This window comes from Paenibacillus sp. FSL H8-0104, assembly GCF_038050215.1.
Taxonomy (GTDB): domain Bacteria; phylum Bacillota; class Bacilli; order Paenibacillales; family Paenibacillaceae; genus Paenibacillus; species Paenibacillus amylolyticus.
In genome coordinates this window covers 3,637,860-3,661,785 of sequence record NZ_JBBOTC010000001.1, presented here as the reverse complement: position 1 = coordinate 3,661,785, position 23,926 = coordinate 3,637,860, and the positions used below count along the sequence as shown (strand labels likewise).

At 42.1% G+C, this 23,926-nt stretch carries 23 protein-coding genes and 1 riboswitch; of the genes, 10 read left to right on the top strand and 13 right to left on the bottom strand.

Annotated features, from left to right (window positions below; genetic code table 11):
* Positions 1-145 precede the first annotated feature (145 nt).
* Positions 146-1,027 carry a LysR family transcriptional regulator gene (locus NST38_RS16245; RefSeq protein ID WP_076253196.1) on the bottom strand — a complete coding sequence of 294 codons (882 nt, stop codon included), beginning with the start codon at positions 1,025-1,027 and terminating at the stop codon, positions 146-148.
* 176 nt (positions 1,028-1,203) lie between these two features.
* Between NST38_RS16245 and NST38_RS16240 the strand changes: the two genes are divergently transcribed.
* Positions 1,204-1,998 carry an SDR family oxidoreductase gene (locus tag NST38_RS16240; RefSeq protein ID WP_036615385.1) on the top strand — a complete coding sequence of 265 codons (795 nt, stop codon included), beginning with the start codon at positions 1,204-1,206 and terminating at the stop codon, positions 1,996-1,998.
* A gap of 28 nt (positions 1,999-2,026) precedes the next feature.
* Complete coding sequence (locus NST38_RS16235; RefSeq protein ID WP_036615388.1) at positions 2,027-2,368, top strand: nuclear transport factor 2 family protein; 342 nt, start codon at positions 2,027-2,029, stop codon at positions 2,366-2,368.
* A gap of 118 nt (positions 2,369-2,486) precedes the next feature.
* Here NST38_RS16235 and NST38_RS16230 read toward each other — a convergent pair whose 3' ends face one another.
* The 5 genes from NST38_RS16230 to NST38_RS16210 all read right to left on the bottom strand — a co-directional run bounded on the left by NST38_RS16230 (position 2,487) and on the right by NST38_RS16210 (position 8,126).
* On the bottom strand, positions 2,487-3,581 hold the full coding sequence (locus NST38_RS16230) for a Ger(x)C family spore germination protein (protein WP_076253195.1): 1,095 nt from the start codon (positions 3,579-3,581) through the stop codon (positions 2,487-2,489).
* Positions 3,582-3,583: 2 nt separating this feature from the next.
* Entirely contained in the window at positions 3,584-4,699 is a 1,116-nt protein-coding gene (locus NST38_RS16225; RefSeq protein WP_076253194.1) for a GerAB/ArcD/ProY family transporter, read from the bottom strand.
* Positions 4,696-6,156, bottom strand: coding sequence for a spore germination protein (locus NST38_RS16220; protein ID WP_076253193.1), 1,461 nt, complete (start codon positions 6,154-6,156; stop codon positions 4,696-4,698). Before NST38_RS16220 ends, NST38_RS16225 begins: the two co-directional genes overlap by 4 nt.
* Before the next feature lie 346 nt (positions 6,157-6,502).
* On the bottom strand, positions 6,503-7,588 hold the full coding sequence (locus tag NST38_RS16215) for an L-dopachrome tautomerase-related protein (RefSeq protein WP_179087922.1): 1,086 nt from the start codon (positions 7,586-7,588) through the stop codon (positions 6,503-6,505).
* Between the two features lie 253 nt (positions 7,589-7,841).
* Complete coding sequence (locus NST38_RS16210; protein WP_076253191.1) at positions 7,842-8,126, bottom strand: hypothetical protein; 285 nt, start codon at positions 8,124-8,126, stop codon at positions 7,842-7,844.
* A 188-nt stretch (positions 8,127-8,314) separates the two neighbouring features.
* On the opposite strand from NST38_RS16210, the gene NST38_RS16205 reads away from it, so the two are divergent.
* Genes NST38_RS16205 through NST38_RS16185 form a run of 5 tightly spaced genes read left to right on the top strand, consistent with a single transcriptional unit; the run spans position 8,315 to position 10,628 of the window.
* The gene (locus NST38_RS16205) at positions 8,315-8,557 is read left to right on the top strand and encodes a spore gernimation protein GerQ (protein WP_076253190.1); all 243 of its coding nucleotides are present in this window, start codon (positions 8,315-8,317) and stop codon (positions 8,555-8,557) included.
* Positions 8,558-8,568: 11 nt separating this feature from the next.
* The gene (locus NST38_RS16200; protein WP_076253189.1) at positions 8,569-8,955 is read left to right on the top strand and encodes a spore coat protein; all 387 of its coding nucleotides are present in this window, start codon (positions 8,569-8,571) and stop codon (positions 8,953-8,955) included.
* Positions 8,952-10,088 carry a zinc-dependent alcohol dehydrogenase gene (locus NST38_RS16195; protein ID WP_036615410.1) on the top strand — a complete coding sequence of 379 codons (1,137 nt, stop codon included), beginning with the start codon at positions 8,952-8,954 and terminating at the stop codon, positions 10,086-10,088. The genes NST38_RS16200 and NST38_RS16195 overlap by 4 nt, the downstream gene beginning before the upstream one ends.
* Before the next feature lie 31 nt (positions 10,089-10,119).
* On the top strand, positions 10,120-10,320 hold the full coding sequence (locus NST38_RS16190) for a hypothetical protein (protein ID WP_076253188.1): 201 nt from the start codon (positions 10,120-10,122) through the stop codon (positions 10,318-10,320).
* Positions 10,321-10,331: 11 nt separating this feature from the next.
* Entirely contained in the window at positions 10,332-10,628 is a 297-nt protein-coding gene (locus NST38_RS16185) for a spore coat protein (RefSeq protein ID WP_036615415.1), read from the top strand.
* A 211-nt stretch (positions 10,629-10,839) separates the two neighbouring features.
* On the opposite strand, the gene tenA is transcribed toward NST38_RS16185, so the two are convergent.
* From tenA to NST38_RS16160, 5 genes are all read right to left on the bottom strand, one after another.
* A complete protein-coding gene (tenA, locus tag NST38_RS16180) occupies positions 10,840-11,502 on the bottom strand; it encodes a thiaminase II (protein WP_076253187.1) in 663 nt (220 codons plus the stop codon).
* Between the two features lie 112 nt (positions 11,503-11,614).
* Positions 11,615-11,712, bottom strand: a riboswitch (TPP riboswitch).
* A 206-nt stretch (positions 11,713-11,918) separates the two neighbouring features.
* Positions 11,919-14,591 (bottom strand): endo-1,4-beta-xylanase, encoded by a 2,673-nt coding sequence (locus NST38_RS16175; protein WP_076253186.1) that lies wholly within the window; start codon positions 14,589-14,591, stop codon positions 11,919-11,921.
* 295 nt (positions 14,592-14,886) lie between these two features.
* The gene (locus NST38_RS16170) at positions 14,887-15,738 is read right to left on the bottom strand and encodes a PRD domain-containing protein (RefSeq protein ID WP_076253218.1); all 852 of its coding nucleotides are present in this window, start codon (positions 15,736-15,738) and stop codon (positions 14,887-14,889) included.
* Positions 15,739-15,755: 17 nt separating this feature from the next.
* Positions 15,756-17,198, bottom strand: a complete 1,443-nt coding sequence (locus tag NST38_RS16165; protein WP_076253185.1) for a glycoside hydrolase family 1 protein — start codon at positions 17,196-17,198, stop codon at positions 15,756-15,758.
* A 61-nt stretch (positions 17,199-17,259) separates the two neighbouring features.
* On the bottom strand, positions 17,260-19,218 hold the full coding sequence (locus NST38_RS16160) for a beta-glucoside-specific PTS transporter subunit IIABC (RefSeq protein WP_076253184.1): 1,959 nt from the start codon (positions 19,216-19,218) through the stop codon (positions 17,260-17,262).
* A gap of 339 nt (positions 19,219-19,557) precedes the next feature.
* On the opposite strand from NST38_RS16160, the gene NST38_RS16155 reads away from it, so the two are divergent.
* Positions 19,558-19,731 carry a tryptophan RNA-binding attenuation protein gene (locus NST38_RS16155; protein WP_076253183.1) on the top strand — a complete coding sequence of 58 codons (174 nt, stop codon included), beginning with the start codon at positions 19,558-19,560 and terminating at the stop codon, positions 19,729-19,731.
* A gap of 286 nt (positions 19,732-20,017) precedes the next feature.
* The gene (locus tag NST38_RS16150; RefSeq protein ID WP_047843165.1) at positions 20,018-20,401 is read left to right on the top strand and encodes a hypothetical protein; all 384 of its coding nucleotides are present in this window, start codon (positions 20,018-20,020) and stop codon (positions 20,399-20,401) included.
* A gap of 70 nt (positions 20,402-20,471) precedes the next feature.
* On the opposite strand, the gene NST38_RS16145 is transcribed toward NST38_RS16150, so the two are convergent.
* Positions 20,472-22,211 (bottom strand): ABC-F family ATP-binding cassette domain-containing protein, encoded by a 1,740-nt coding sequence (locus NST38_RS16145; RefSeq protein ID WP_076253182.1) that lies wholly within the window; start codon positions 22,209-22,211, stop codon positions 20,472-20,474.
* Between the two features lie 307 nt (positions 22,212-22,518).
* Here NST38_RS16145 and NST38_RS16140 point away from each other — a divergent pair, with 307 nt between their 5' ends.
* Positions 22,519-22,923: a VOC family protein gene (locus tag NST38_RS16140; RefSeq protein ID WP_076253181.1), complete on the top strand. Its 405-nt coding sequence runs from the start codon at positions 22,519-22,521 to the stop codon at positions 22,921-22,923.
* A gap of 18 nt (positions 22,924-22,941) precedes the next feature.
* On the opposite strand, the gene NST38_RS16135 is transcribed toward NST38_RS16140, so the two are convergent.
* On the bottom strand, positions 22,942-23,805 hold the full coding sequence (locus NST38_RS16135; RefSeq protein ID WP_083684771.1) for a LysR family transcriptional regulator: 864 nt from the start codon (positions 23,803-23,805) through the stop codon (positions 22,942-22,944).
* Positions 23,806-23,926 lie beyond the last annotated feature (121 nt).

Here is a 23,926-nt window from a genome sequence, read left to right as displayed (position 1 = left end):
TTCACTTTTTTGTTGGGCAATCTACCTGGTGATTGTATTATAACGTACTGCCAATGATTGTAAAAGGATTTTTTCCTTGTGTTCAAATACAATAAAGTATGATTGTTTTCTCAGAATTTCTTTTCAAAACTAAAAAATTTGACGGTCATTCTCCTTGATGTAAAGTATCCACATATTCAATAAACCTTTTCGCTGCTGGGGAAATATTATGATCATCTCTCCACTTTAATCCTATTTCCCAGTACCATCCTTCATCAATAATAGGGATCCAGACCAATTCATCTAACATCAACCCCAACGTCTTAGGTAGTACTGATACACCTAGACCCGACTTTATAAAACCGGCTACAGTGATCAGGTCCTCCGCTTCATAAGCCGAAGCAAGAAAAAATCCGGTATGTCGGAACCGGGATATGATCGTTGCTTTTAATCCACAATTGTTTTTCAATCCAATAAATGGCTCGCCAGACAGCTCTGCCAAACTAAGAGCGCTACAAGCTGCATAACGATGTTGGGAGGGAACAACAATGTATAAAGGAACATTTTTAATCGTCTTCCAGTGATGATTATTCAAAGTAGATTCCCTCGATGTAATCATAATATCCGAGAATCCTTGCTCCAGATGTTCATCAATATCTCCTAAGTTCCCTTGTGTCAATTCGAACCGAACTTTGGGATACTTCAATTGATAACTTCGAATTAGGCTAGGGATCAATTCAACACCGAGAATATTTAGATAAGACAACGTAATCACACCAGTATCCGGATTGGACCACTCTTCGATTTCTCTTAGACCATTTTCAATATTATGTAGGGCTCTACCAATCCATTTAGAGAACATAGTACCGTTTCGGTTCAGCTTAATATTTCGTCCATTTCGCTCAAATAAAGGAGCTCCTATCTCGTTTTCAAGCTTGGCAATTGCATGACTTAACGCTGGCTGAGTAATACCGAGTTTTTTGGAGGCTAAGGTCATATGTTCAAGCTGTGCAACGGTCATAAAGTATTCCAATTGTGTAAGTTCCATTAAAACAACCCTCCATATATTAATAATATTCATCATTTCTATTATTATAATAAATTGGACGTTATGAAAGTAGCAAGTGTAGTATTAGTTCTAGCTCCTCTCGAACAACACATTAAGGTTTAGAGACAGAGCAATTTCAAATTAATCATCGAATACCATCACTAGGAGGAATAGTTATGCATAAAGAATTTGAGTTCTCTGTATCAGAATTTAAAGGTAAAAGGGTGCTTGTAACCGGAGGAACAAAGGGAATGGGGCAAGCAGTTGTGAAAAGACTTGCAAACGGCGGAGCTACAGTTCTTACTACTGCCCGTTCCCTATCTGCTGACTTGCCAAATTCGGTCAAATTTGTGCAAGCAGATGTCGCCACACCTGAAGGTGTAGAGCAAATAATTACAGCAGTAAAAGAGCAACTTGGAGGTATCGATATTATCGTCCATTGCGTAGGTGGATCAACGACACCACCAGGAGGCGCACTTGCATTGAGTGATGAGGATTGGCTTCATACATTAAATTGGAATTTACTCGCAGCAGTTCGACTTGATCGTGGCTTAATTCCACTTATGTTAGAAAATAATTCAGGCGTTATTCTTCATTTCACTTCCATCCAGAGACGTTTGCCTTTATATGAAACTACATTGGCTTATGCGTCTGCCAAAGCCGCGCTGGCTAATTATAGCAAGGGATTATCAAATGAATTTTCCCCACAAGGAATTCGCATAAATACGTTGTCTCCTGGGTTTATTCAGACAGAAGCAGCTGACGCATTAATTGATCGGATCGCAACTGAAACCGGAAGTCGAGAAAGTGCCCTTGAACAACTTATGACTTCACTCGGAGGTATTCCAATTGGTCGGCCAGGATTTCCTGAAGAAGTCGCTGAGCTGGTCGCATTTCTGGTCTCAGACCGAGCAGCATCTATTACAGGTAGTGAATATGTCATAGATGGGGGAACTATCCCTACCGTCTAATAATTAATTAATAAAGGGAGAGAACAATATGGATCTCAATCATTTACCGTCTGTAATTGCCAAATACATTACTGCATCTAACAAGCCAGACCCAGTAGTATTTGTAGATTGTTTTTCAGAAAATGCCGTTGTGATGGATGAAGGAAAAAAGCGAAATGGCAAACAGGCGATTCGGAAATGGAGTGATCAAAACCATTTCGCGGCGAATGTAACGTTAGAGCCAACAAAAGCCAAAAAAATAGGTGATGAAATTGTGTTAACATGCAAGCTGGATGGTACCTACGATAAGACGGGTCTACCCGATCCGCTATTATTGGATTATCATTTTGTTATTGTTGACGATAAGATCATTAGACTTTCCATTTTCTAAAGATATCCAAATGGCTTGTCCGCCACGGGCTGCAGTAATAAGCTCTCTTTGTACATGATTTGAACAAAAAGATGCCCCCACAATGATGTATTTGATCATGTAGGGGGCATCTTTTAAATCACGACAGCCGTTCAACATTAATCAAAGGCTGTATTTTGATATCGAAGTCAACATTAATTTTCATATTGTCCCAATATTTTAACCATTGCTCTTCCGTTAGTTCTTTAGAAAACGGCTTAAGTGAATGTGTTCCGACCTCTAAGGGATCCACTTTCAACCGTTGCATACTTTTTAATAATTCTGATGTTTGTTCCTCAAGGTATACCTCAATCTCATGAATTAAATGTTCCAATTGTTCCTCGCTTTGAATATTCTTTTCTCCCTGGTATTCCTCAATTCTTCCTTTCAATCCCACACGTAAAGACAAGGATGAATAATCACTCGATAGATTCATGCGAATATTGGATCGAACACGTCCTAAACTGATAGATAACTTTGGAATGGCCAAGACTTTTAAGAAATGATCGTTATCCAGAAGTTGAAAAATTTCATCACTTACGTCTTGAGTAACCATTACTTCTTTATCATTTCGGAAGAAGGCCGTTCCTACGTAATTGAAATTGTTCTTATCCGCATGAAATACCGGCAGGATCGGATCCTTAAGAGGGGAATATAACATCTTCATGAATTGATGAATATTGACAATGCTCATTTCACCTTGGTTATGTTCCTCGTAATGCTTTAACATCCGATAAAGAAAATAATCTTGGTTTTCTTGCTTCGTCAATTGATTTTTTATGTATTCATCAAAATCTCCTCTGACAATCAATAAATAGACACGCATTGAAATATCGGGATCAACCAATATCGTATTGATCAGCTTTTCAATGCCTTCTTTTTTGGCCAGTTCCTCATTGATTAATAACATTCGCAGCTGCCCCTGTTTTAATTCCCGATAATAAATTAAATTAAACTCCTTGCCTCCCTGCTTTAACAGATCAACTTCCTTGGAGAGAAATCGTTTTTTTTCTTTGATGAGTGGTGGTACTAAAGTGCTGATTTTAAACTTTCCCTCCGTTCCCTTGTCAACCGACCAGAAAACTACCGGAGCGATCTCTTCGATCATATTGTTCTCGGCATATGGAGAAGAGCAACCGGTCATCCACATAAGGCTTACAATCGCCAATAAACCATAATGCTTGTATGGTATCATGCCTACACACTCTCCTTTCGTTTAACCATAGTGAAAAGGATCGTAGGAACAAGTAAATAAATGAATGCACCAAGCCAGATTTGAATGTTCAGTAACATCTTTTGACCCGGAACCGTTTGCCATAACCATTGATCCATTATGATAATACTTATCAAAATGACAAACCAACTCGACAATAATCCGATCCGAGTTGTGCTTTTGTTCATTTTCTTCATAAAGACTCTTCCAGCTCCATATAAACACAACAAAAGAATTGAAATGTCAAATACATAATTAAACATATGGAAAGAGATAAGGATGTAATCGATTCGTTCTAAACCACTCATTTGAATGTAACTTCCCATATATACTACCGGAAAGTTGATCTTGCTTAAAAAGTTTGAACCGTAAAACAATACCGAAGCAATGAACAATAATGAATATTCCATAATCGTCAGCATGTTTCCAATGACAAGATATTTTGATATTTTTTTATTGGAGCTTAACCATGGAACCATAAAGGCCAAATATACTGGACCGGAAAATGCCGACCAAATAAACAACAAGCCCTGCCATGAATGTCCTGACCATTCGGTGGGGATTAGAGGATACAAATCGCGGTAATTTGCAATCGTTGGAAAGAAAAAGGGAATAAACATGATTAAGATCCACGCCCCGCAAAGAAAGGCGATAACGACAAAACGCAATGTTTTTTCCATGCCATGTGAAGCCACAAATAAACTGATCGAAAGAATAACTAGGATCAGCCACTTTTTATTCATTGATGGATATATAAAATTATGGAGCATTTCAACGTAACCCAGTGTGATGATTGAAATTTTTAACAGTATTATTACAAAACCAAGTATTGCGAAAACTTGAACCGCCCGTTTCCCAAAAAGCTGTACAAATCCTTGATAGCCTTTCGATGCATAACTGGAAGTAAACCATTTGGATAGCATCATCAAATTAAGTTGGGACAGTAGCCCCAAGGCGACAATTCCCCAAACCATATAGGAATGAACCAAATAAACCGGCATGATTAAAATAAAATAATGCATTTGCGTTCGATTAACTAATAAAAGGAAATGGATGCCGCCAAGGGTGGAAGTTTGATTGAATAGGGATAAAGTCTTCATTTCTTCATCTTCTCCTGTCGCCATTTCTGTAGTGGTTTTAGATTATGCGGACGCGTTTTCATCCAAATCAAAGGCCCGCGAATAAAGAGGTCAATCCAATCCTTCCCATAAAAAGGTGAAAGCGGCGCTAAATAAGGTTGACCTAATGACGTTAATGCATGGAGATGCGCAAGAATGCCGATTATCCCGACCACGATTCCTGGCAGCCCAAGAAACGATGCAAGGATAAGAAGAAGCAATTGCAACAGAACCATGGATTTTGTCATTTGATAATTGGGAACTAAAAAGAAAGCAATAGCGGATATACCCATCAAAACAATTAATACTTTACTTGCAAAGCCTGCCTCTACAGCCGCTTGTCCAATGACAATACCACCGATAACCCCTAGAGTTTGACTGGTTTTGGTCGGCATTCGCAAACTTGCTTCTTTGATGATTTCCAGCGTTACGATCATGAAAATTCCTTCCACAAACGGAGTAAAGGGCAATTTGCTTCTCGATTCCAATAATACGAAGAGAATCGGCAGCGGAACCATTTGGTAATGAAATGTCGTTAACGCAACATAAAAAGGAATCATCGTCAAAGAAATAATAAAACTTCCATACCTCATTAAACGTAAAAAACTGGCTACCGGCCAACGAAGGAAGTAGTCTTCTGGCGATTGGAATAGATGGAATAATGTAATGGGACAAATTAAAGCAAACGGTGAATTGGAGACTAATAAAGTCAGCTTACCCTCACCTAAGGCGAAGGCGCAGGCATCCGGCCGATCCGTTTGTAGAAACTGGGGAAAGACCGTATGGTTATGATCTTCAATAAAAGCTGCAAGCTGTGCGGAGTCTAAAAACTGATCGAAATCCACACTTTCAATTTTCTCTCTTGCAAGGGAAACAAATTCCGGATTAATTATTCCGTCTATGTACATTAACACAACTTTTGTTTTACTCAGTGATCCTATAGTGAAGCTTTCCGTTTTTAATGTCGTTATAGGCAAACGTCTGCGCAACATTGTAATGTTATTATCGATTTGTTCGCTGAAGCTATCTTTCGCTCCATATATAACCGTTTCCGTTTGGGAAGGTTCAATTGCCCGGCCAAGAGGATTTTCCAACTGTATGCCTAGCCATTGATCGTTGACTGAATCGTATAGAAGAATATATCCTTGCATTATTTTTTGCCCAGCATCTTCGATCGATATAACTTCTGAAACATCAGAATTGATTATGCATGAAGAAAGCGAATTTCCGCCTGATTGATGAAGTGGCTGAATAATCGCCTCGTTTAAACGCTCTTGATCTATTAACGTTTTTATAAATAAAAGATGGACTGAAGCACTCGTACCTATTTTGTGCTCAATGATTTCGGCATCTTCCATATGGTTTAATATCTGTTTTAAATCATCAAGCCATGTAGACTTTTGATGATTTTTCATTTGAGGCTCGTGTTTTTCAACCATGGTCGTCTCCTTTATCAAAGTAATAAAATGGTGATAAGGTTAATATCTTGTCCTGTAATCGAAAAATCATACGACCGGCAATTTGTAGTTTAACAGCAATATCGGGAACAACATGCTACCAGATTAATCTTAATCGAATGAGTGTATTATGGTACCCTACCCTTTGTATCTGTCTCCGGCTTTCCTCTTGGGCGACAAAAAACAAAAAGACAGGCATCAACTGATACCTGTCCCTATCTTAAGTTCATTAGAATTACTATATTGCCCTTAGATAAAGGGCCTACGGTCCCGCAAAATGAACTGAATAATCTGCTATTAAAATCTGCTTTGAAAAGTGGGATGTATATCAAAAGGTAGGAGCAGGTAATTCATCAATTTTCAAACGTAGTAAAATGTACGGTTTTTGTCGCAGGTCTCTTCCATAATGAAATCTCGCCTGCCTATGTAATTGGTTCACAATCACATATAAGTATTGATCCGGACCAATAGAAAACGTATCTGGCCATAAAATTCGGGGATCATGGGCGATGGTTTCCATGATTCCATTCGGCAATATCTTTCGAATACTATCGTTTTCATAATCTCCAGCATAAACGTTTCCTTTAGCGTCCGTGATCATCCCATCAGATGCGCCCTTCTCTCCCCAATACTGCACAAGATCACTTAACTTAAAATCCGGTATCGTTCTGTCTCTTAACGATTCTGTTGAGATCGAGTATAGCTGGCGACTGGTTAATGGACAATAGAATAACATTTTTCCATCAGGGGAAATGGCTATACCATCAGAGGCCAATCGAAACGGAGATGTCGAACCATCCGCGTTTCGATTCATCAAAATTTTACCTTCCACTTTTGGCACAAAATATGGATCGGGTGAGGTCGAGCTTGCTCCATGCAACCGTCTATACGCATTTCCGTTTTCTAAATTTACGACGATAATAGCGCCTGGACCATTGGAAGAAGAATCCGTTATATATGCGAAACCTGCTTTTCCTACACGAAAGTCAAATCGGACATCATTTAGATACGTTGTCGGCAAGACTACATCATCTGCAAATGTATATACTTTTCTAATTGTATTTGTTTCTAAATCTACCGCGACTAATTTTGCGCCGCCTTTAATAGGCTCTGAAAAGTTTGGTGCAGCCGTGTCAAGTACCCACAGGGTTCCCCTTCCATCTGCAACAACACTTTGGACACTGATGAAGGACATAACGATATTCAATGGGTTGATCAAATTCGTTTCTTCATTAGGATAAGGTTGCATCTGACCATCAACAATTTCCGCTACCGTAAATCTAACGTCATCTCCCCATTTTGGAAAGCAAATAAAGGTACGCCCGGTCTCGGATACACTAACGCCTGTAGGCATAGCCCCGTAAAAGGAATGAACGAGTTCTAACTTACCAAAATATTCTTCCATAGGTAACATAGGCTGTATGATGTCCTCCTCAACATAGTTGAATAGATATTACCTATAATTATGTTCAAGACTTTTTCTAATGCCTGGCCCTTAATCATTCTTTTTTTACCTCGATTTTGAAATTGTCCGATACATTTAAAAATACAAAAAAACTTCGGCGTAAGCCGAAGCATGTTGACGTTAACTATATGTGCTCTAGGAAAAATGCTTCCTCCGATCGTCAACGCAAAACTTTGCCAAGCTTATCAGTACCAAAAAGGTTTTATTGTTGGTCCGGTAAACCTAATGCATTGGCTGAAGTTATCGCTTGATCTAAAAATTCCTCTGCTCGGGTCAATTGCTGCCTGGCAATCTCCAACGCTTGTGAATTTGTTGCCACATTAGATTCACTTAACGAGCTTATTGCCTGATTTAAAGCCGTCTGCACCTCAGAAACCGCGTTAGATGCATGCTGCTCCAGCGTATTACTACCACTCGAGTTAAGTGCATCTTCTGCTGGTTTTCTTGCGTTTTCGGTTGCTAGATCAATTTTGTTTTTATTGGGCACCGTGACTCCTCCTTCCATGAGTAAGATCATTCATTTAAACAGAAATAAGTATGGGATTGAGATTTTGTTTATATCCCTGCGACTGTATGGGAATATTCGGATCTTACCTCTCCGGTGATCCATATTAGTATAAGATCCGATGCATTGGAAAATCTAATCTTGATGAAAAAGGAGGGGATCATTTCTGAATGGCTAATCCAACGCTAGCGCCGCACGAATCGATGGAACTGCATGAAGCGTTAAACTTCAAAACGCTCTGCATCGCTAAGTCGAAACTTATGCAAGGCCTGGTCTTTGACCAAGAGCTAAAAGCCTTAATGCAGAAAGACGTAACTCAATCCATACAACAGATCGCTGAGCTGCAAGCAATCTACGCAAGAGCTCCTTTCCAAGCACCCGTTCCAAATAATCCGACACCTATAACACATTAAGGGGAACTCAGATGAATACCGATTATTTAGATCCGATTAATTCATTGAATATGCCGGAAATGGCAGATATGACTTTTGCCATGGACTTCCTTCTTCGTGCCAAGGAGGGTGTACGTAATTTGTCCATCGCCCTGACGGAAACGGCTTCACCGGATGTAAGAGCCCTGCTGCATACTCATCTTAAGCAGGGGATTGCAATGCACCAAGAAATCTCGGAGCTCATGATGCGCAAAAAATGGTTTCATCCTTATGAGTTGAACGAACAGTACCAACTCGATCAGCTTTCGGCGAAAAATACGGTGATGATCGGGCAGATGAATCTGTTCCCGGGTGATACGTCACGTAAAGGGATGTTTGATCGGACCCCAGATGAACATATTGGAGGACATAAAGCATGAAGGCGGTAACGTATCAAGGGGTTAAAAATGTCGTGGTCAAAGAGGTGCCGGATGCGAAGATTGTGAAACCGGACGATATGATCGTAAAGATCACCAGTACCGCCATTTGCGGTTCTGACCTTCATCTTATTCACGGGATGATCCCTAACCTTCAGGAAAACTATGTCATCGGGCATGAGCCGATGGGGATCGTAGAAGAAGTAGGTCCTGGCGTGACCAAGGTAAAAAAAGGTGACCGTGTGATCATTCCGTTTAACATCGCATGCGGAGAATGCTTTTTTTGCAAAAATCAGCTGGAAAGCCAATGTGACAATTCAAACGAACACGGGGATATGGGCGCATATTTCGGCTACTCCGGAACGACCGGCGGATATCCCGGCGGGCAAGCCGAATATTTACGGGTCCCATTTGCCAATTTTACCCACTTTAAGATCCCTGAAAACTGCGAACAACCGGACGAAAAGCTAAGCTTGATCGCCGATGCCATGACGACGGCATTCTGGAGCGTAGATAACGCCGGCGTTAAGAATGGTGATACAGTCATCGTGCTCGGCTGCGGTCCGGTCGGACTCCTGGCCCAGAAGTTCTGCTGGCTGAAAGGAGCTAAGCGGGTCATAGCCGTCGACTATGTCGATTACCGCTTAAAGCATGCAAAGCGAACAAACAATGTGGAAATCGTAAACTTCGAACAGGATAAGAATATTGGGAACACTCTCAAGGAAATGACCAAAGGCGGCGCCGATGTCGTGATTGATGCGGTAGGAATGGACGGCAAGATGAGCGATCTTGAATTTCTAGCCAGCGGTATGAAACTGCAAGGCGGCACCATGAGTGCATTTATCATTGCATCTCAGGCTGTCCGCAAAGGTGGCACCATTCAAGTCACTGGTGTATACGGCGGACGTTATAACGGATTCCCGCTCGGTGACATCATGCAGCGAAACGTGAATATCCGTTCCGGACAAGCTCCGGTCATTCACTACATGCCATACATGTACGAGTTGGTTACGTCTGGCAAAGTGGACCCTGGGGACATTGTTACGCACGTCATTCCGCTCAGCGAGGCCAAGCGGGGCTATGAAGTGTTCGATACAAAAACGGACGATTGCATTAAAGTCATCTTAAAGCCTTAAATATGAATTGATACATGGGAGGACAATCTGAATGGATTCCACATACGCTTTGCATGAGATGCTCGAGGTGCATGAAATAGCTGCGTTCAAGACGGTTTGCATGACAAAATCCAAGACCATGCAAGCTCTGGTAACCGACCCGGAGCTCAAGCAAATTTTGCAACAAGATGCGACATTATCACAACAGCAGCTTCAGGAGCTCGGTGGAGTGCTGTCTAAAGCGACTGTATAGGAGATAAAAAAATGAACCCAATATTAGAACACATGACTGGTCTTAATACGCTGACCGATGACGTGATCGCAATGGATTTTTTGATGAACGCCAAGAGCGGTGTCAGAAACTACGCCATGGCTGTGACCGAATGTGCCACCCCCGAAATCAAACAAATTTTGATGAAACAGCTCGATGAAGCCATAGACTCTCATGAAAAGATATCAAATTACATGGTGCAGCATGGCTTATACCACCCTTACCATATTGCAGAGCAAATTCAGCTCGATCTGAAAAATATTCAGACTGCTATGAACATTCCGTCCTGACACCCTTTTTGATTTTAGCTAGAGACTTCAGTGAACAAAATGTTCCTGTGTCAAGAATTTCAACAATAAAAAAGGCGGATACACTCCGCCCTTTTTTTGGCATCGTCACGAAACACGCATATACAAGCGTTCCTTTACTTAAATCTACTTATTTTTCATCCTGAGACTGTTTATGGACGCTGCTCGCTAATTGAATTAACTATTAGTGAACTCAAGGCTCCAACCTCCATGACATCTCCCAAAAATCAAGCTCAAAGCGACTGCACATCACGAAAATATCTTCCATCCGTTGGTACGTTCCCTCGCTACAGCCTTCTAATAGCTTATCCGTTAACGTCACTAGGGATTGATTGTTGCTGTTGTATTCAGAGGAAGCATATCCTGTGATCCACTCTCCATAAAAAGGATGATCAGCTGCACCTGGCTTTTGAGCAAGGACTTGACCAATCTCCGCATAGCTCCATGAGCAGGCCAGAATGGATACAAGTACTTCTGCTATGCCACCCGCATGGGAAATAGAGAGCATATAGTTAGTATAGGCTGCATTTTTCAGTGCAGGTTTTACCTGGAACACATGATCCTCTGTAATTCCTAATCGCTCCATATAAGAACGATGAATTTTCATTTCACCATTCAGGATGTTATCTACGTTTTTACTAAAAAACTGCATCAATTTGGGGTCGTGCGACTTGACGATACCTAGTGCAAATACACGGGCATAATCGAACAGGTACAAGTAGTCTTGCAGCAAATAATAACGAAATTGTTCAACCGGTAAGGAACCATCTCCGATTCCTTTAACAAAGGGATGCTCGAGACATTCCTTCCACACGGGCTGTGCTGCCTGATATAGTCTCTCTGAAATAGTCAACATGTGTTCCTCCAATTCATAATGTACGTATTAAAAACAAAAAAACGAAACATCCATAGGATGTTTCGCAGACAAATACACTAAAACAAGGGGGTTCGCATGAGCTACCCAAGTACAGTGTTTCATCGTTGCATCCCTACGTTGGCATTATCCAAGTCAGGTAAGGTCGGTTTAACACCCTCTCAGCCGGTTAAGGCTCCCTCGCAAACGGTTGTATGTAGTTGATTACTTTCTTATTCCCATAAAAGAAAAAATAACATCCATTTAGTATATCAAGGGCTGTTAAATATAGTCAAGGCAGATTGTATCGCCCCTCATCACCTTTGGTGACGTATGTAAACGATGAAAACCATCACAACAATGGTTGAGTTTTAGCCACTGTTATGATGTTTTCTATTCTTGCAACTACTGCCGATGGTTTAATGTCCGAGTTTGTTCTTTCCGACAAAAGTGAGTATTCCGTACTGGGAAGTGTTTCTCCAGCTCTCATTGGTCGTATCATTCCACTTGGCTACGCTCTGCTTACCTCCGCCCTGGTTGTCGTTAATTTGAAGCTCGAAACCGAGAACATTTCCTGTTTTGGGCGTCAGTGAATGTAACTGGATTCGGGCTTCTACGAGATATCCTTTATTTGTTTTCTTCACAGCACTTACAAGGCGTCCAGGTGAGGCACCCCCTGCAAAGGTTCCTACATTGTCTGCACTGATTCTGAACTGGGCATCATCATATTGAAAATACGGTGTGCGCTGGTGATTCTCGTCCAGGAAAATCTCAACCGAATCCTGATCCCATGGGTTGATGCTATCTGTGATGATGTTTGGATCAGTGACGTCGATCAGCAGGTATAGATATTCACCTGACCACATTGCGCGAGCCACTGCCTCTGCACCTTCGCTTTGGTTCAACCGGTTTACTTCAATCGGTGCAGCCTTATTCCATGATGTGTCTTTCTTCCCATCAATCTGAACAATCCCTTGTACAGCTTGTGCAGATTTGGGCATAGGGGCAAGCTGAATCACGCCGTATTTGCTTGTATCCTGTTCCTGAGATTGTGTTCGATCATTCCAGTACAGTGGATTATAAGGTTGTGTCCCACTTGAACCGCCATCAGTCACACGGATATCCAATCCGGCTTCATATTCTGATCCGACTTGGATACCACCCCACGGAATGGACAATTCAACCTGATATCCGGCTTTGGTCTCGCGTACACGATATGAACGCTTCTCCACGCCCTCAGCTTTGCCCGACCGCTTAATGATTACATGTCGGTCATCTACTTCATATGAAGTGGTCTTGCCATTATTGAGATCAACAAAGATATCTACTTTGTCATTCACATCTGCCTTCGCATCCTGAACATCCACGAGGATATACAGGTTACTATGATCCCATAAGGTGCGGAAACTGGCTGATCCCGCAGAGTCACCCTTCAGTGGAGTAGACACCGCTTTGTTCCAGAGCGGATCTTGTGACTGTTTTTTGATATCCGGTTTACCCGAAAGTGAGACGGCTCTCTGTGTCAACACAGGCAAGCTGGATTCATCCACAAGTCCCCAGTATGCTTTTTTGGCCTTAAGGGCTGAATCAAACAGCATAGCCTGGTTGTTGTAAGACTTCTCATCTTGGAGTCCCCATAAGGTAACTGAAGAAATGTGGTCTTTGTGTTTTTTGTACAAATCCAACAGTTCCTTATATCGATACGCCTGCTTTACTGCAACTTCATCGGACATCTCTTCACCAAATGGAATTCCGCTATCCACATCCAGTTCCGTGATCTGAATATCCAATCCAAGTTCGGCGAACATGCTGATCGTTTTTTCAATTTCCTTGATGGGCGGGGATTCCAGGTTATAGTGGGATTGCAAACCCACACCATCGATGAGCCCTTTCTCTTTCAGTCGTTTGACCAACTGATACATATGCTCTCTTTTCTCAGGGATTTCCGTGAAGTATTCGTTGTAATATAATTTGGCATTCGGATCGGCTGCACGAGCGAATTCATAGGTTTTCTCAATATAATCCGGACCAATTAGTTCATAAAAGGGACTTTTACGTAAACCGTTGGCATCACCATTGCTATCCGCAATCGCCTCGTTTACCACATCCCAGGCATAGATCTTACCTTTGTATCGGGTCATGACGGTTTCAACGTAATCCTGAATCCGGGCAAGTAGTAATTCTCGACTCGCAGGGTTACCCTGAGGATCCTTGAACATCCACTCTGCTGCATCAATATGCCACAACAACGCATGTGCGCGTACGCCCATACCATGCTCCTCGGCGAACTGAACATATTGATCGGCTGCCTCGAACTCATAAACACCTTCGGAAGGAGACATGTACTTCGGTTTCATCTCATAGGTTGCGGTCAAGCTGTTAAAGTGCTTTGTGAGCAGTTGTCCGTATGCGCCTTCCAACTGCCAGCGATACACCGCTGCACCAATGGGGAAATCATCTTGATACAGGTCCTTCAGAGACAGAATACCTTCTTCAATCTCCAGTTGCTCGGCCAGAGTAAATGATACATCATCCACATAGAACGATAACGTATCTACGCTATCTTCAGAGATGTAGGGTGTTTCGATGAACAAATTCAATTCAGTGGGATCATCGCTATACTGAAATTTTCCGGTGATCTTGTGCCATGTATTCCATTCTGTTTTGGCAATTTTCACGCTACCGATTGGGTTCCAGCTTTCGGAAGTTGTTTTTTTATATGTGGTGAGCTGTAGTGTTTGATCCGTGGTGGGCTCCTGAGTAAGTCTTACATATGCCGCAATTTCGTACTCTTGGTTACGCTTAAGCAGATCCTTCATGGATAACATCGGTCCATGATAGGAACGCTCACGGTTGGCGACCAGCATGCTGGACTGACCTTCGTGTGCTTCCTGCTGTGTCACTGTCAGCCTTTCGCTACCGACACGTGGAGTCCATCCCTGAAGTGTACCGTCTTCAAAGTTTGTGCTCAAATGACCTCCCTCCACTTCCGTAACTGCTTTGGCTGCATGTGAGACATTCGTAAATGGAAGCATGGCGAGTACCAGCACAAGAACCAAGGCCGTTATATTCCATTGGCCTAACCGTTTCATACAATTCCTCCTCTTAATTTGGTCTAAGTATTTCTGAACGGATTAACATCCAGATAAATAGATTATAGCTCTTTAGACAGCGCTTACATATAACAAATTTACAATAATTACAATAAAATGTTATCACTTGGTAATCTTATGTGGGTTTAGGAAGCTGGAGTTCGTTCGCAAGGGATATCAAAAAACCGCTACATATTTGCAAAAATAAAAGACCGTTTCCCGATAAAATACGAGAAAACGGTCATCGTTAGAAAGTATCTTTTTTCTGTTCACTAACAGGCATATAAACTTTGTTTTATAATCGTCCCTCGTGACCCTGATCCTCCTGCACAATTCGAGCTATGTGAATCATCAAATATAATAATTCCTCGTTTGATATGGAGATATCCAGCATATTCTGCACGTAGGTTTTAATCATCTCCGCGCATTTGTATTCAAGCGGATGCTCCTTCACCATGTGCTGAAATATAAAATCTTTCGCCGAATTGCCCAGACGTCCTTCTTGTAAACGCTGGATGAAGAATTGCAAATGTGTGACAAGTCTCACATAATGGATGGAGTTTTTGTTCAATTGCATATCAAAGGTGTATTGTATCAGGTTAAAAATATCTTTTAACATCTTAACGGATTGCATCGTGCGCTCCATATTCTGCTCATGTGTTTGGGCATTCACGAAATGAAAAGCGATATTCCCTGCTTCTTCTTCCGGTAGTTCAATATCCAATTCTAGATTCAACATATGAACAGCTTCAACCCCCAGTTCGAACTCGACAGGATGAAACCTCTGGATCTCCCATAACATGCGATTCTGTAATGCTACACCTTTTTTCCATCGTTCAATGGCAAATGACAAGTGATCCATAAGCGTAAAGAAGATTTGATCGTCAAGAGACAGCTTTTCTTTTGCATTGGTAATCAGTTTGTTTATGACATTCACATGTTTTTCTGGCATGTTTTCGATGGTTCGTACGTAAGCCTGGGCAGACGGATTATTTTGCAGAATGAATCGTTTCTGGATATGCTCTTCATCGAGTCGCTCGCCGACTTTGCCTTTGAATGCCAACCCTTTTCCCATGACAATCATCTCTTGTCCCTGTTCATCTTTGGTCAGAAGCAAGCTGTTATTTAATATTTTGATTACTCTCATGCATTCATCACGATCCTTTATTCTTTCGTGACCGTCTGATCCGAATTTCCGATACATCTGCCATTCTGTTTAATGACCTCTTGATACCACGAGAAGCTTTTCTTCTTCAAACGCTTCAAGTCTTTCAGATCCTGTTCACCGCGGTTTACATAGATCATTCCATAACGTTTCCCATACCCCTGATGTGTGCTTACCACGTCAATAACGGACCAAGGGCAATAACCAATCACATCTACTCCATCTGTTAGAGCCAGTCTGATCTGTTCCAGATGTTTCTCGATAAAATCAATCCGGTACGTATCGTTAATGGTGTTATCTGCCTCAAGTACATCCGGGGCTCCAATGCCATTTTCCGTAATTAGAATAGGGAGACCATACCGTTCACATACCTTACGCAATGTCAGCCTTAGGCCAACCGGGTCGATGACCCAACCATATTTTGTTTTTTCGGTATAAGGATTCTCCGCCGCCCGGTATACTCCCTGCTCACCAAGCATAATTTGCTGATCCCCTGCACGAGCTGTAACATCCGACGCATCGCCCATACTGGCGGCAATGGTTGCCGTCGAGTAGTAGTTGATTGCTACCAGATCGGGGCGGCCAGACCGGATATCTTCCATGTCACCCTGCTCAATAACCGGCTCGATGCCGCGTTCCTGTAAATAACTCCAGAATAATGGATTATACTGTCCCCACACCGATAAGTCGAGAAAACCCCATCCACGAATCGTCTCCCAGTTATGTGCAGCGATTGCATCTGCTGGTTTGGAAGTTGCCTGGTACATGGAAGTCATGTTTAATGCAGGACCAATCTTGCCTTGCGGGAGCATATCATGAAATAGTCGCATCGTTCTGCCTTGAGCTACAAACATGTGATGATTTTGCTGATACAGTTCCTTACTGGAAGGCAGACGTCCGCCTTTTGGTGTACCAATAGCACCTGGATGGAGAATCATCGTATTTTGCTCATTAATGGTCAACCAATATTTCACTTTATGCCCGTAATGTTCAAACAAGATACGCCCATACTCGACGAAGGCATCGATCGTCCCCCGGTTGTTCCACCCTCCGGTTTTCTCAAGCTCGTAGGGTAAGTCGAAATGGTACATGGTCACAATGGGTTCAATACCATGGAGCAGCAATTCGTCAATTAATTGGTGATAAAAATCGAGTCCCTTCTCATTAACAGCCCCTGTGCCTGAAGGCAAGATTCGAGTCCATGCAATTGAAAAACGATATGCTTTGAGGCCCAGCTCTGCAAAAAGCTTCACGTCTTCTCTGAATCGGTGATAGTGATCGCTCGCAACCGTGAAATCGGCGGTTCCAGCCGGATGATCACACATATCGATGACGGACAGGCCTTTGCCATCTTTGTTCCAGGCTCCCTCCACTTGATAGGCCGAGGTAGACCCTCCCCACAGAAATTCATTGGGGAATGGTTTGATCTGTTGATATAACATCTCAAGCACTCCTTCATTTTAAAAGTTGATCATGATATATGACGGGACCATATTACGGTTGTTACGAAAGGTGGATAATGGTTGCTCCAACCTCCACAGGATTCTGCTTCTCCAGCTTAATATCCGAGAAACGCTCCGAATTGGCGATAATGATCGGGGTTATGACTTCATACCCTTCTGCCTTGATGGCATCGATATCAAAGCGGATCAACAAGTCCCCCCGTTGTACGCGATCCCCTACTTTAATGGAAGAGTCAAAATGTCTCCCCTTTAGGTTGACGGTATCCACTCCAATATGAATGAGCACCTCTTCTCCATCATAACCGTTTAATTTGACCGCATGTTTGGAGTCCATGAAAGCCGTAACTTCACCTGCGATTGGTGCATACAGTTCTCCTTTGGAAGGAATAATGGCAGCACCCTTACCCAGTAATCCCAAAGAGAAGACATCGTCTGGTACACGGTCTAGATGGACTAATTCCCCTTGCATCGGGCTGGCGATCGTAAGTGGGCGTAATTCATTTTGGCTCGGTACATTAACATTTGTTATTGTAGAAGACTGTGTGCTTGGGCTGTTGTCTTGAACAGGCTGCCCGGAAAGTGTCTTGTCATCGTTAACGTTGGTATTTCCTTCTTCTTCATCGTCCACTGGATCTTCAAAACCAATGATCCATGTCAGAGCAAAGGTAACGATAAAAGCGATCAGACAAGTCACAATGGCATGAACGATGTTCATCGGATTGCTGCCAATGAATGCAGGTAACGCGGCAAGCCCTGGAGACACGAAGGCATAACGTACTAATCCGGTCAGACCAGCGTATATCCCTGCTACACCACCACCGATCATTGCGGCAATTAAGGGTTTCTTCAGTTTCAGCGTTACACCGTACAAGGATGGTTCCGTGATACCCAGCACAGCGGTGAAACCGGATGAAGCAGCGAGCTGTTTCAGTTTTTTGTTTTTTGTTTTCAATGCTACAGCAAGGGTGGCCCCACCTTGAGCAATATTGGACGCGAGCATTCCGGGACCGTTGATCATTTCATATCCATTTTTGGTCAGTTGGCTAGTTGCAATCGGCGTCATGGCCCATGCGGTACCTGTTACGATCAGGAATGGTTGCAAAGTTCCCATTAACAAAGGGATCAGCCAACTGGCTCTGGCATTAATCGCTTCTGCACCCATCGCAACCAGATCATTCAGGTACGTTCCGAAAGGCCCAATCGCCACCAATGCAAGTGGTGCTGTAATCAATAGTACAATCATTGGTTTCGTGAAAAATTTGATCATTGAGGGCGATACCCGATCCGCGAAACGTTCAATATAAGACATGAGCCAAACGACGATAATAATCGGCAACACGGAGCCCGCGTAATCGGTTAGTCGAACTGGCACACCGATGAAAAACACGTCTTTTCCTTCCGCCATCAGGGCGCTCCATCCCGGGTGTAACAACACGCCGGCAACTGTCATCGCCAGAATGGGACTAGTTTCAAATTTAATGGAAGCTCCATAAGCCAGCAGAATAGGCATGAAATAAAAAGCCGCGTCCGCAATGGTATTAAGGATATAGTAGTTTTGGCTTTCCGTCGTTACGAGGCCTGTCAGCACAAGTACGGCTAATATGGCTTTGATCATACCCGCGCCAATGATTGCCGGAATTACCGGAGTAAATGTTGTTGAGATCACGCTGATGAATCTGGAGATCCAGCTCTGTTTTTGTTTTGGTCCGTTATTTTTGCCAGAATCCGATTTGGATTCCGCACTTCGGGTAGCTGAACCCATCTGCTGAGTGATAACTCGGTAGACCTGCTGCACCTCATTGCCCACAACGACCTGGTATTGTCCACCATTGTTCACAACAGTAATGACACCTGGAAGTGCTTTGAGTTTTTCTGTCTCCGCTTTGGAGATGTCGTGCAGTTCGAACCGAAGTCGAGTTGCGCAGTGCGTAAGCCGAGCGATATTATCCTTCTTCCCAACCAATTCCGTTATCTCTTGTCCCAGCTTGCGATAATCCATACCAATGCCTCATTTCTGAATTTGGATATAAAAAAGACCAAAACGATATGCCTTCCCCTACTCACATAAGGAAAATGCAAAATCATTTTGGTCATGCCTGCTTTACCAGTAACAGCCAAACACTGCTAATATTCAATTCGTTATCGATGTAAACGTTTACTGGATCATAATATCACACAATAAATTAGTTAGCAATCACTTTATTCGACATTTTTCTGCAACATATTTACACCCATGTTATATCAGCACATATTGAAAAAAATCCTACATTAGCTACTATAAAAAAAGCGAATTGAATTTACACCACATTAAATCTAAATGACAGGATGGTGCTAAAAGGTGTCGGTCGTTATATCAACAGATGATTTAGAACTTTCTTGTCCTCATTGTAATGGCGAAAAGCAAGTTAATGAGGAGGACCAAATGGTGCCTTGTCCAAAATGTGAAGGTAAGGGCGTAATTCTAACTACATTAGGACAAACATTACTTCACTTCATAAAAAAACATACTTAAAATAAGTAGAAAGAGACCGTAACTATTATAGTGCGGTCTCTTTCTGTCTTTATCCAATTTATAAACGGTGAAAATGTATCCAATGTACAATCAGGACGTGGTACGCTTGCTTTTCCTTGTTGGATTTAATAAAACATAATATCTTTTGGGCAAATTCTGTTGTCTTTTTTACTATCTAGCTGACAAGCTTATGACCAAATTAGCGGCCTTTTATAGGCTTTCACCCATTCCCCTGCTCAATTGCCTACATACAATACATTAGACTAATGAACAGGAGTGATGTGATATGACATTTTTACCTCCTTTTGGACCTGGTGGAGGGTTTGGCGGACCTGGGGGTCCCGGAGGACCAGGAGGACCCGGCGGATTTCCTGGTCCGCCATCGTTCCCCGGGGGTGGAGGCGGCGGACCACAAGGCGTGCAGGCACCTACAGGGCCGCCACCATCATTCATTCCACAGCAACCCGCTTCGTTATATGCGGTAGATCCAAGAGCCATATCCGGCTGCCTGTTTCGTTACACATATATTTGGCCGGATCGTGGTCCCGGCTTCTGGATGTACCCGGTATTTGTAGGTAGAAATTCGGTGGCTGGCTTCCGTTGGAATGGCTTCTTCTGGCTATACACCGGCATTGATCTGCAGCGAATCAGCTCGTTTAGCTGTTTCTAGAAGTAAATCCCCCTGTATGCGGATTAATCCACATACAGGGGGATTTAGATTTATGGAATATTCACCTTGTCTAAAGCAACTTAATCAGCTTTTCTAGCTCATCAACCAAACTCTTTGCAAGTTCAAAATTAGTATCTTTTAAAGCCAATTCAATTTTCATTTCAACAGACTTTTTCTTTTGTTCATTTTCTAGATAGTTTTCATTAAAATGACTCGTATAAATCATCTGTCTGAATTCTTCTATACTCATTTTACTAATCGTTTTGTCCTCGATAATCAAAACATAATCCATACCATTTACAACCGAATAGAAATCATGAGAAATCATGATAATCGCACCTTTGTAGTCTTCAATGGCTTTCTCCAATGCGATTTGTGTATAGATGTCCAGATGGCTTGTCGGTTCATCTAGGAGCAATACGTTGGCTTGACTGGCAGAAACTTTAGCCAATTGAAGCATGTTTTTTTCTCCACCAGATAAAGATTCAATCTTTTGATCAAGGATTTCTCCTTCAAAGCCATAGTTTGGAAGATATGATCTAATTTCATCATACGTTTGAAAGCCGGAATCAATGAATTCATTTAGTATGGTATTCGAATCTTTTAACATTTCGCCTTGAACCTGAGATAAATAGGCCACTTTAACATCGGTATTTATTTCAATGGAATCCTGATTGTTTTTAAAGATTTCTCGAAGTAATGTCGTTTTCCCGGTACCGTTAGGACCGATCAGGGCTACTTTATCTGTTGATTTGATCTCAAAGTTCACATTTTCCAAAAGCAACTCGTCAAAGGAAACGTTATAGTTATTGACGTTAACCACAACGGTATCTTCCATTTCCTTATCAATCCCAAAACGGATATTCGGCTGTTTGATATCGACAAAGGGTTCTTTTATTCGACGTGCTTCCAATCTCTCTTGAAACTTGACTCTGGCTTTTAACGCTCTTCCTCTGGAGGCTTCCGAATTATACGTGGCGATCTCTCTAAGATTGTCGATGATGTGATCGTATCTCTCAATCTCCTCAGCTTCAGCAACTGCGATTTCTTGCAGTTCGATCTTAGACTGAAGCAGTGAGAAGTTATAATCGATATATCGCCCGTCAAACTCTTGGAGCTCTGTGTTTTCAAGGTGTATGATTTTGTTGAAACAATGGTTCAACAGATACCGGTTGTGCGTAACGACCAGCAGCATTCCCTTGTGGGTGTTAATCAATTTTTTTAGCGCGTTCAGGTTTTCAAAGTCTAAAAATACATCGGGTTCGTCCATAATCATGAAGTCGGGACGATTCAGCATTTCCTTCATCACTTGAATAAGTTTGAATTCCCCGCCGCTTACGGCTGATATACTAAGATCTTTGAGCTTCATGAGGTTGGCAAGGTTTAATTGTTTATTGATGTTTTTTTCGAAATTATCCCCATCCATCGCTTCGAAGGCATCCAAAGCCAATTGAAGCTTTTCCATCAGGGAATCCATATCCGATGTGGTGGCCATCTCCGCATAAATTGCTGTAATTTCATCTTGTATCTTGATGAATTCTTCTGCGATATATTCAAAAACGGTCATTTCTTTTGTTTTATCTACTTGCAAAAACTGACTCACATACCCGATTCTGCAATCGGGGTCTATCTCTAACTTGCCCTCGAACAAATATCGTTCCGGATCCATCAGGATATCGATCAATGTACTTTTTCCACTGCCGCTTGTTCCGATAAAAGCACAATGTTGTGCCTCTTCAAACGTAAATGAAATGTTTTTATATAGTTCCTTTTGTGGAAATGAGAAGGATAGGTTTTCAACTTTTATCATAGTGTTACCTTTCTTTACAACTAAATTGGTGGCTAATATTAAATATATTGTCGAACACAGACTTTTAGAGTAACACTGTTTACCACCAAGTACAATCGATTTTTAGCACTTACCCTCACTTTGAAACTCTAATACGTTCTATAGAATGATGGCTAGTGGACGGTGGTTTCTTCGTAAAACACTACTGACATACTGTTGTCAGTAGTGTATTTGTATAGTTGGAGTAAGCAATTGTAAAGGAGTAGAAGTAAATGCGAAGTGTTTTTGGTCCAAAATGTATTACTTATTATAGGAAGGATGATATCTCGTGAATTTTGCTTCTTTGCGTATCATTACTGATGACGTGGATCGTCTCGTCGAGTTCTATGAGAAAATCACGGGTGTTTCGGCGGAACGCCCTGCACCTGTCTTTGCCGAACTCGTTATGCCATCGTGCACTCTAGCGATCGGCCACTCCCAGACGGTGCAACTATTTGGCGCTGGTTCCGCTGTGGCAGCCAACAATCGTACTGTCATTATTGAGTTCCACGTCCACGATGTTGATGCCGAATACGAGCGCTTGAAGCCGTTTGTCGATGAGTGGGTAAAGGAACCTACCACAATGCCGTGGGGGAATCGTGCTGTGCTGTTTCGCGATCCTGACGGTAATCTGGTTAATCTCTTCACGCCGGTGACCGAGGAAGCAATCCAACGGTTCAGTGGTAGGCTATAAAGGACAGTTGAAATGAGCTCACCAGAGGGAGGCATGCTTTCTAACGATCTCAATAAATGCTTCTACTTGGGGAGAGATCCACTTGTTTTTGGGATACAGCAACTGTGTAGCTAGATTTTGTTTGTACTGCTGACCTGAAAGTTTTTCCTCCTTCAGCTCCTTCTCTACCGTAATTCGAGGTAACAAGGATATGCCCATGCCGCTCAATATCGACTGTTTCACAGCTTCAATACTCCAGAATTCAATATTGGAAGTAATCCCAATCTGATACTCTTCAATGCATTGTTCAAACAATGTGCGATAACCGCAACCTCTTTCGGTAAAAAGTAAATTGCTTCGTACAATGTCCCGTTGTAGCTCAAATGAATTGGGGTACAGCAGCATCATGGGCTCCTCAGCCAATTTCTCACTGTACAGATTGGGGTCATGCACCTCTGTCCCCAGCATGAAGGAAATATCACTTTTACCTTGCATCAAATTCTCTTTATAATATACGGAATCTAATTGGTGCCACTCGATATTGACATGAGGATGCAATTTTTTGAATTCCTCAATAATAGGTGGAAAACGATAAATCAACAACGTTTCCCCAATACTGATCACGATATTACCCGTTAATTCCCCTTGTGCAGCAGTCACTTCCTTAATCATGTGATACAGGTCAAGCATTTTTTGGGCATGTGGCAACAATTTTTTCCCAGTCTCCGTTAAAATAACCCGCTTACCAATTCGATCAAATAAAGGGTAGTTAATCTCCTCTTCTAACGCCTTAATATGCAATGTAATTGTAGATTGCGCGTATCCAAGATGTTCAGCAGCTTTGGTAAATCCCTCGTGTTCCACAATTGTAATAAATGTGACCAAATGACGTATTTCCATCATTGGCTCCCTTCTTTTTAACATCATTAAAACTGATCGTTTACATATAAACTATCAATTTAACTAATGGAAAGCAATCGTTTATATTCAATGTAGCTCATTAAGAGCCCATTTCATTTTTAAT

What these genes read in the sequence shown, in the direction of transcription:
- NST38_RS16245 (WP_076253196.1), bottom strand. Translation starts at nt 1,027, where the DNA reads ATGGAACTTACACAATTGGAATACTTTATGACCGTTGCACAGCTTGAA.
- NST38_RS16240 (WP_036615385.1), top strand. Translation starts at nt 1,204, where the DNA reads ATGCATAAAGAATTTGAGTTCTCTGTATCAGAATTTAAAGGTAAAAGG.
- NST38_RS16235 (WP_036615388.1), top strand. Translation starts at nt 2,027, where the DNA reads ATGGATCTCAATCATTTACCGTCTGTAATTGCCAAATACATTACTGCA.
- NST38_RS16230 (WP_076253195.1), bottom strand. Translation starts at nt 3,581, where the DNA reads ATGATACCATACAAGCATTATGGTTTATTGGCGATTGTAAGCCTTATG.
- NST38_RS16225 (WP_076253194.1), bottom strand. Translation starts at nt 4,699, where the DNA reads ATGAAGACTTTATCCCTATTCAATCAAACTTCCACCCTTGGCGGCATC.
- NST38_RS16220 (WP_076253193.1), bottom strand. Translation starts at nt 6,156, where the DNA reads ATGGTTGAAAAACACGAGCCTCAAATGAAAAATCATCAAAAGTCTACA.
- NST38_RS16215 (WP_179087922.1), bottom strand. Translation starts at nt 7,588, where the DNA reads ATGTTACCTATGGAAGAATATTTTGGTAAGTTAGAACTCGTTCATTCC.
- NST38_RS16205 (WP_076253190.1), top strand. Translation starts at nt 8,315, where the DNA reads ATGGCTAATCCAACGCTAGCGCCGCACGAATCGATGGAACTGCATGAA.
- NST38_RS16200 (WP_076253189.1), top strand. Translation starts at nt 8,569, where the DNA reads ATGAATACCGATTATTTAGATCCGATTAATTCATTGAATATGCCGGAA.
- NST38_RS16195 (WP_036615410.1), top strand. Translation starts at nt 8,952, where the DNA reads ATGAAGGCGGTAACGTATCAAGGGGTTAAAAATGTCGTGGTCAAAGAG.
- NST38_RS16190 (WP_076253188.1), top strand. Translation starts at nt 10,120, where the DNA reads ATGGATTCCACATACGCTTTGCATGAGATGCTCGAGGTGCATGAAATA.
- NST38_RS16185 (WP_036615415.1), top strand. Translation starts at nt 10,332, where the DNA reads ATGAACCCAATATTAGAACACATGACTGGTCTTAATACGCTGACCGAT.
- tenA (WP_076253187.1), bottom strand. Translation starts at nt 11,502, where the DNA reads ATGTTGACTATTTCAGAGAGACTATATCAGGCAGCACAGCCCGTGTGG.
- NST38_RS16175 (WP_076253186.1), bottom strand. Translation starts at nt 14,591, where the DNA reads ATGAAACGGTTAGGCCAATGGAATATAACGGCCTTGGTTCTTGTGCTG.
- NST38_RS16170 (WP_076253218.1), bottom strand. Translation starts at nt 15,738, where the DNA reads ATGAGAGTAATCAAAATATTAAATAACAGCTTGCTTCTGACCAAAGAT.
- NST38_RS16165 (WP_076253185.1), bottom strand. Translation starts at nt 17,198, where the DNA reads ATGTTATATCAACAGATCAAACCATTCCCCAATGAATTTCTGTGGGGA.
- NST38_RS16160 (WP_076253184.1), bottom strand. Translation starts at nt 19,218, where the DNA reads ATGGATTATCGCAAGCTGGGACAAGAGATAACGGAATTGGTTGGGAAG.
- NST38_RS16150 (WP_047843165.1), top strand. Translation starts at nt 20,018, where the DNA reads ATGACATTTTTACCTCCTTTTGGACCTGGTGGAGGGTTTGGCGGACCT.
- NST38_RS16145 (WP_076253182.1), bottom strand. Translation starts at nt 22,211, where the DNA reads ATGATAAAAGTTGAAAACCTATCCTTCTCATTTCCACAAAAGGAACTA.
- NST38_RS16135 (WP_083684771.1), bottom strand. Translation starts at nt 23,805, where the DNA reads ATGATGGAAATACGTCATTTGGTCACATTTATTACAATTGTGGAACAC.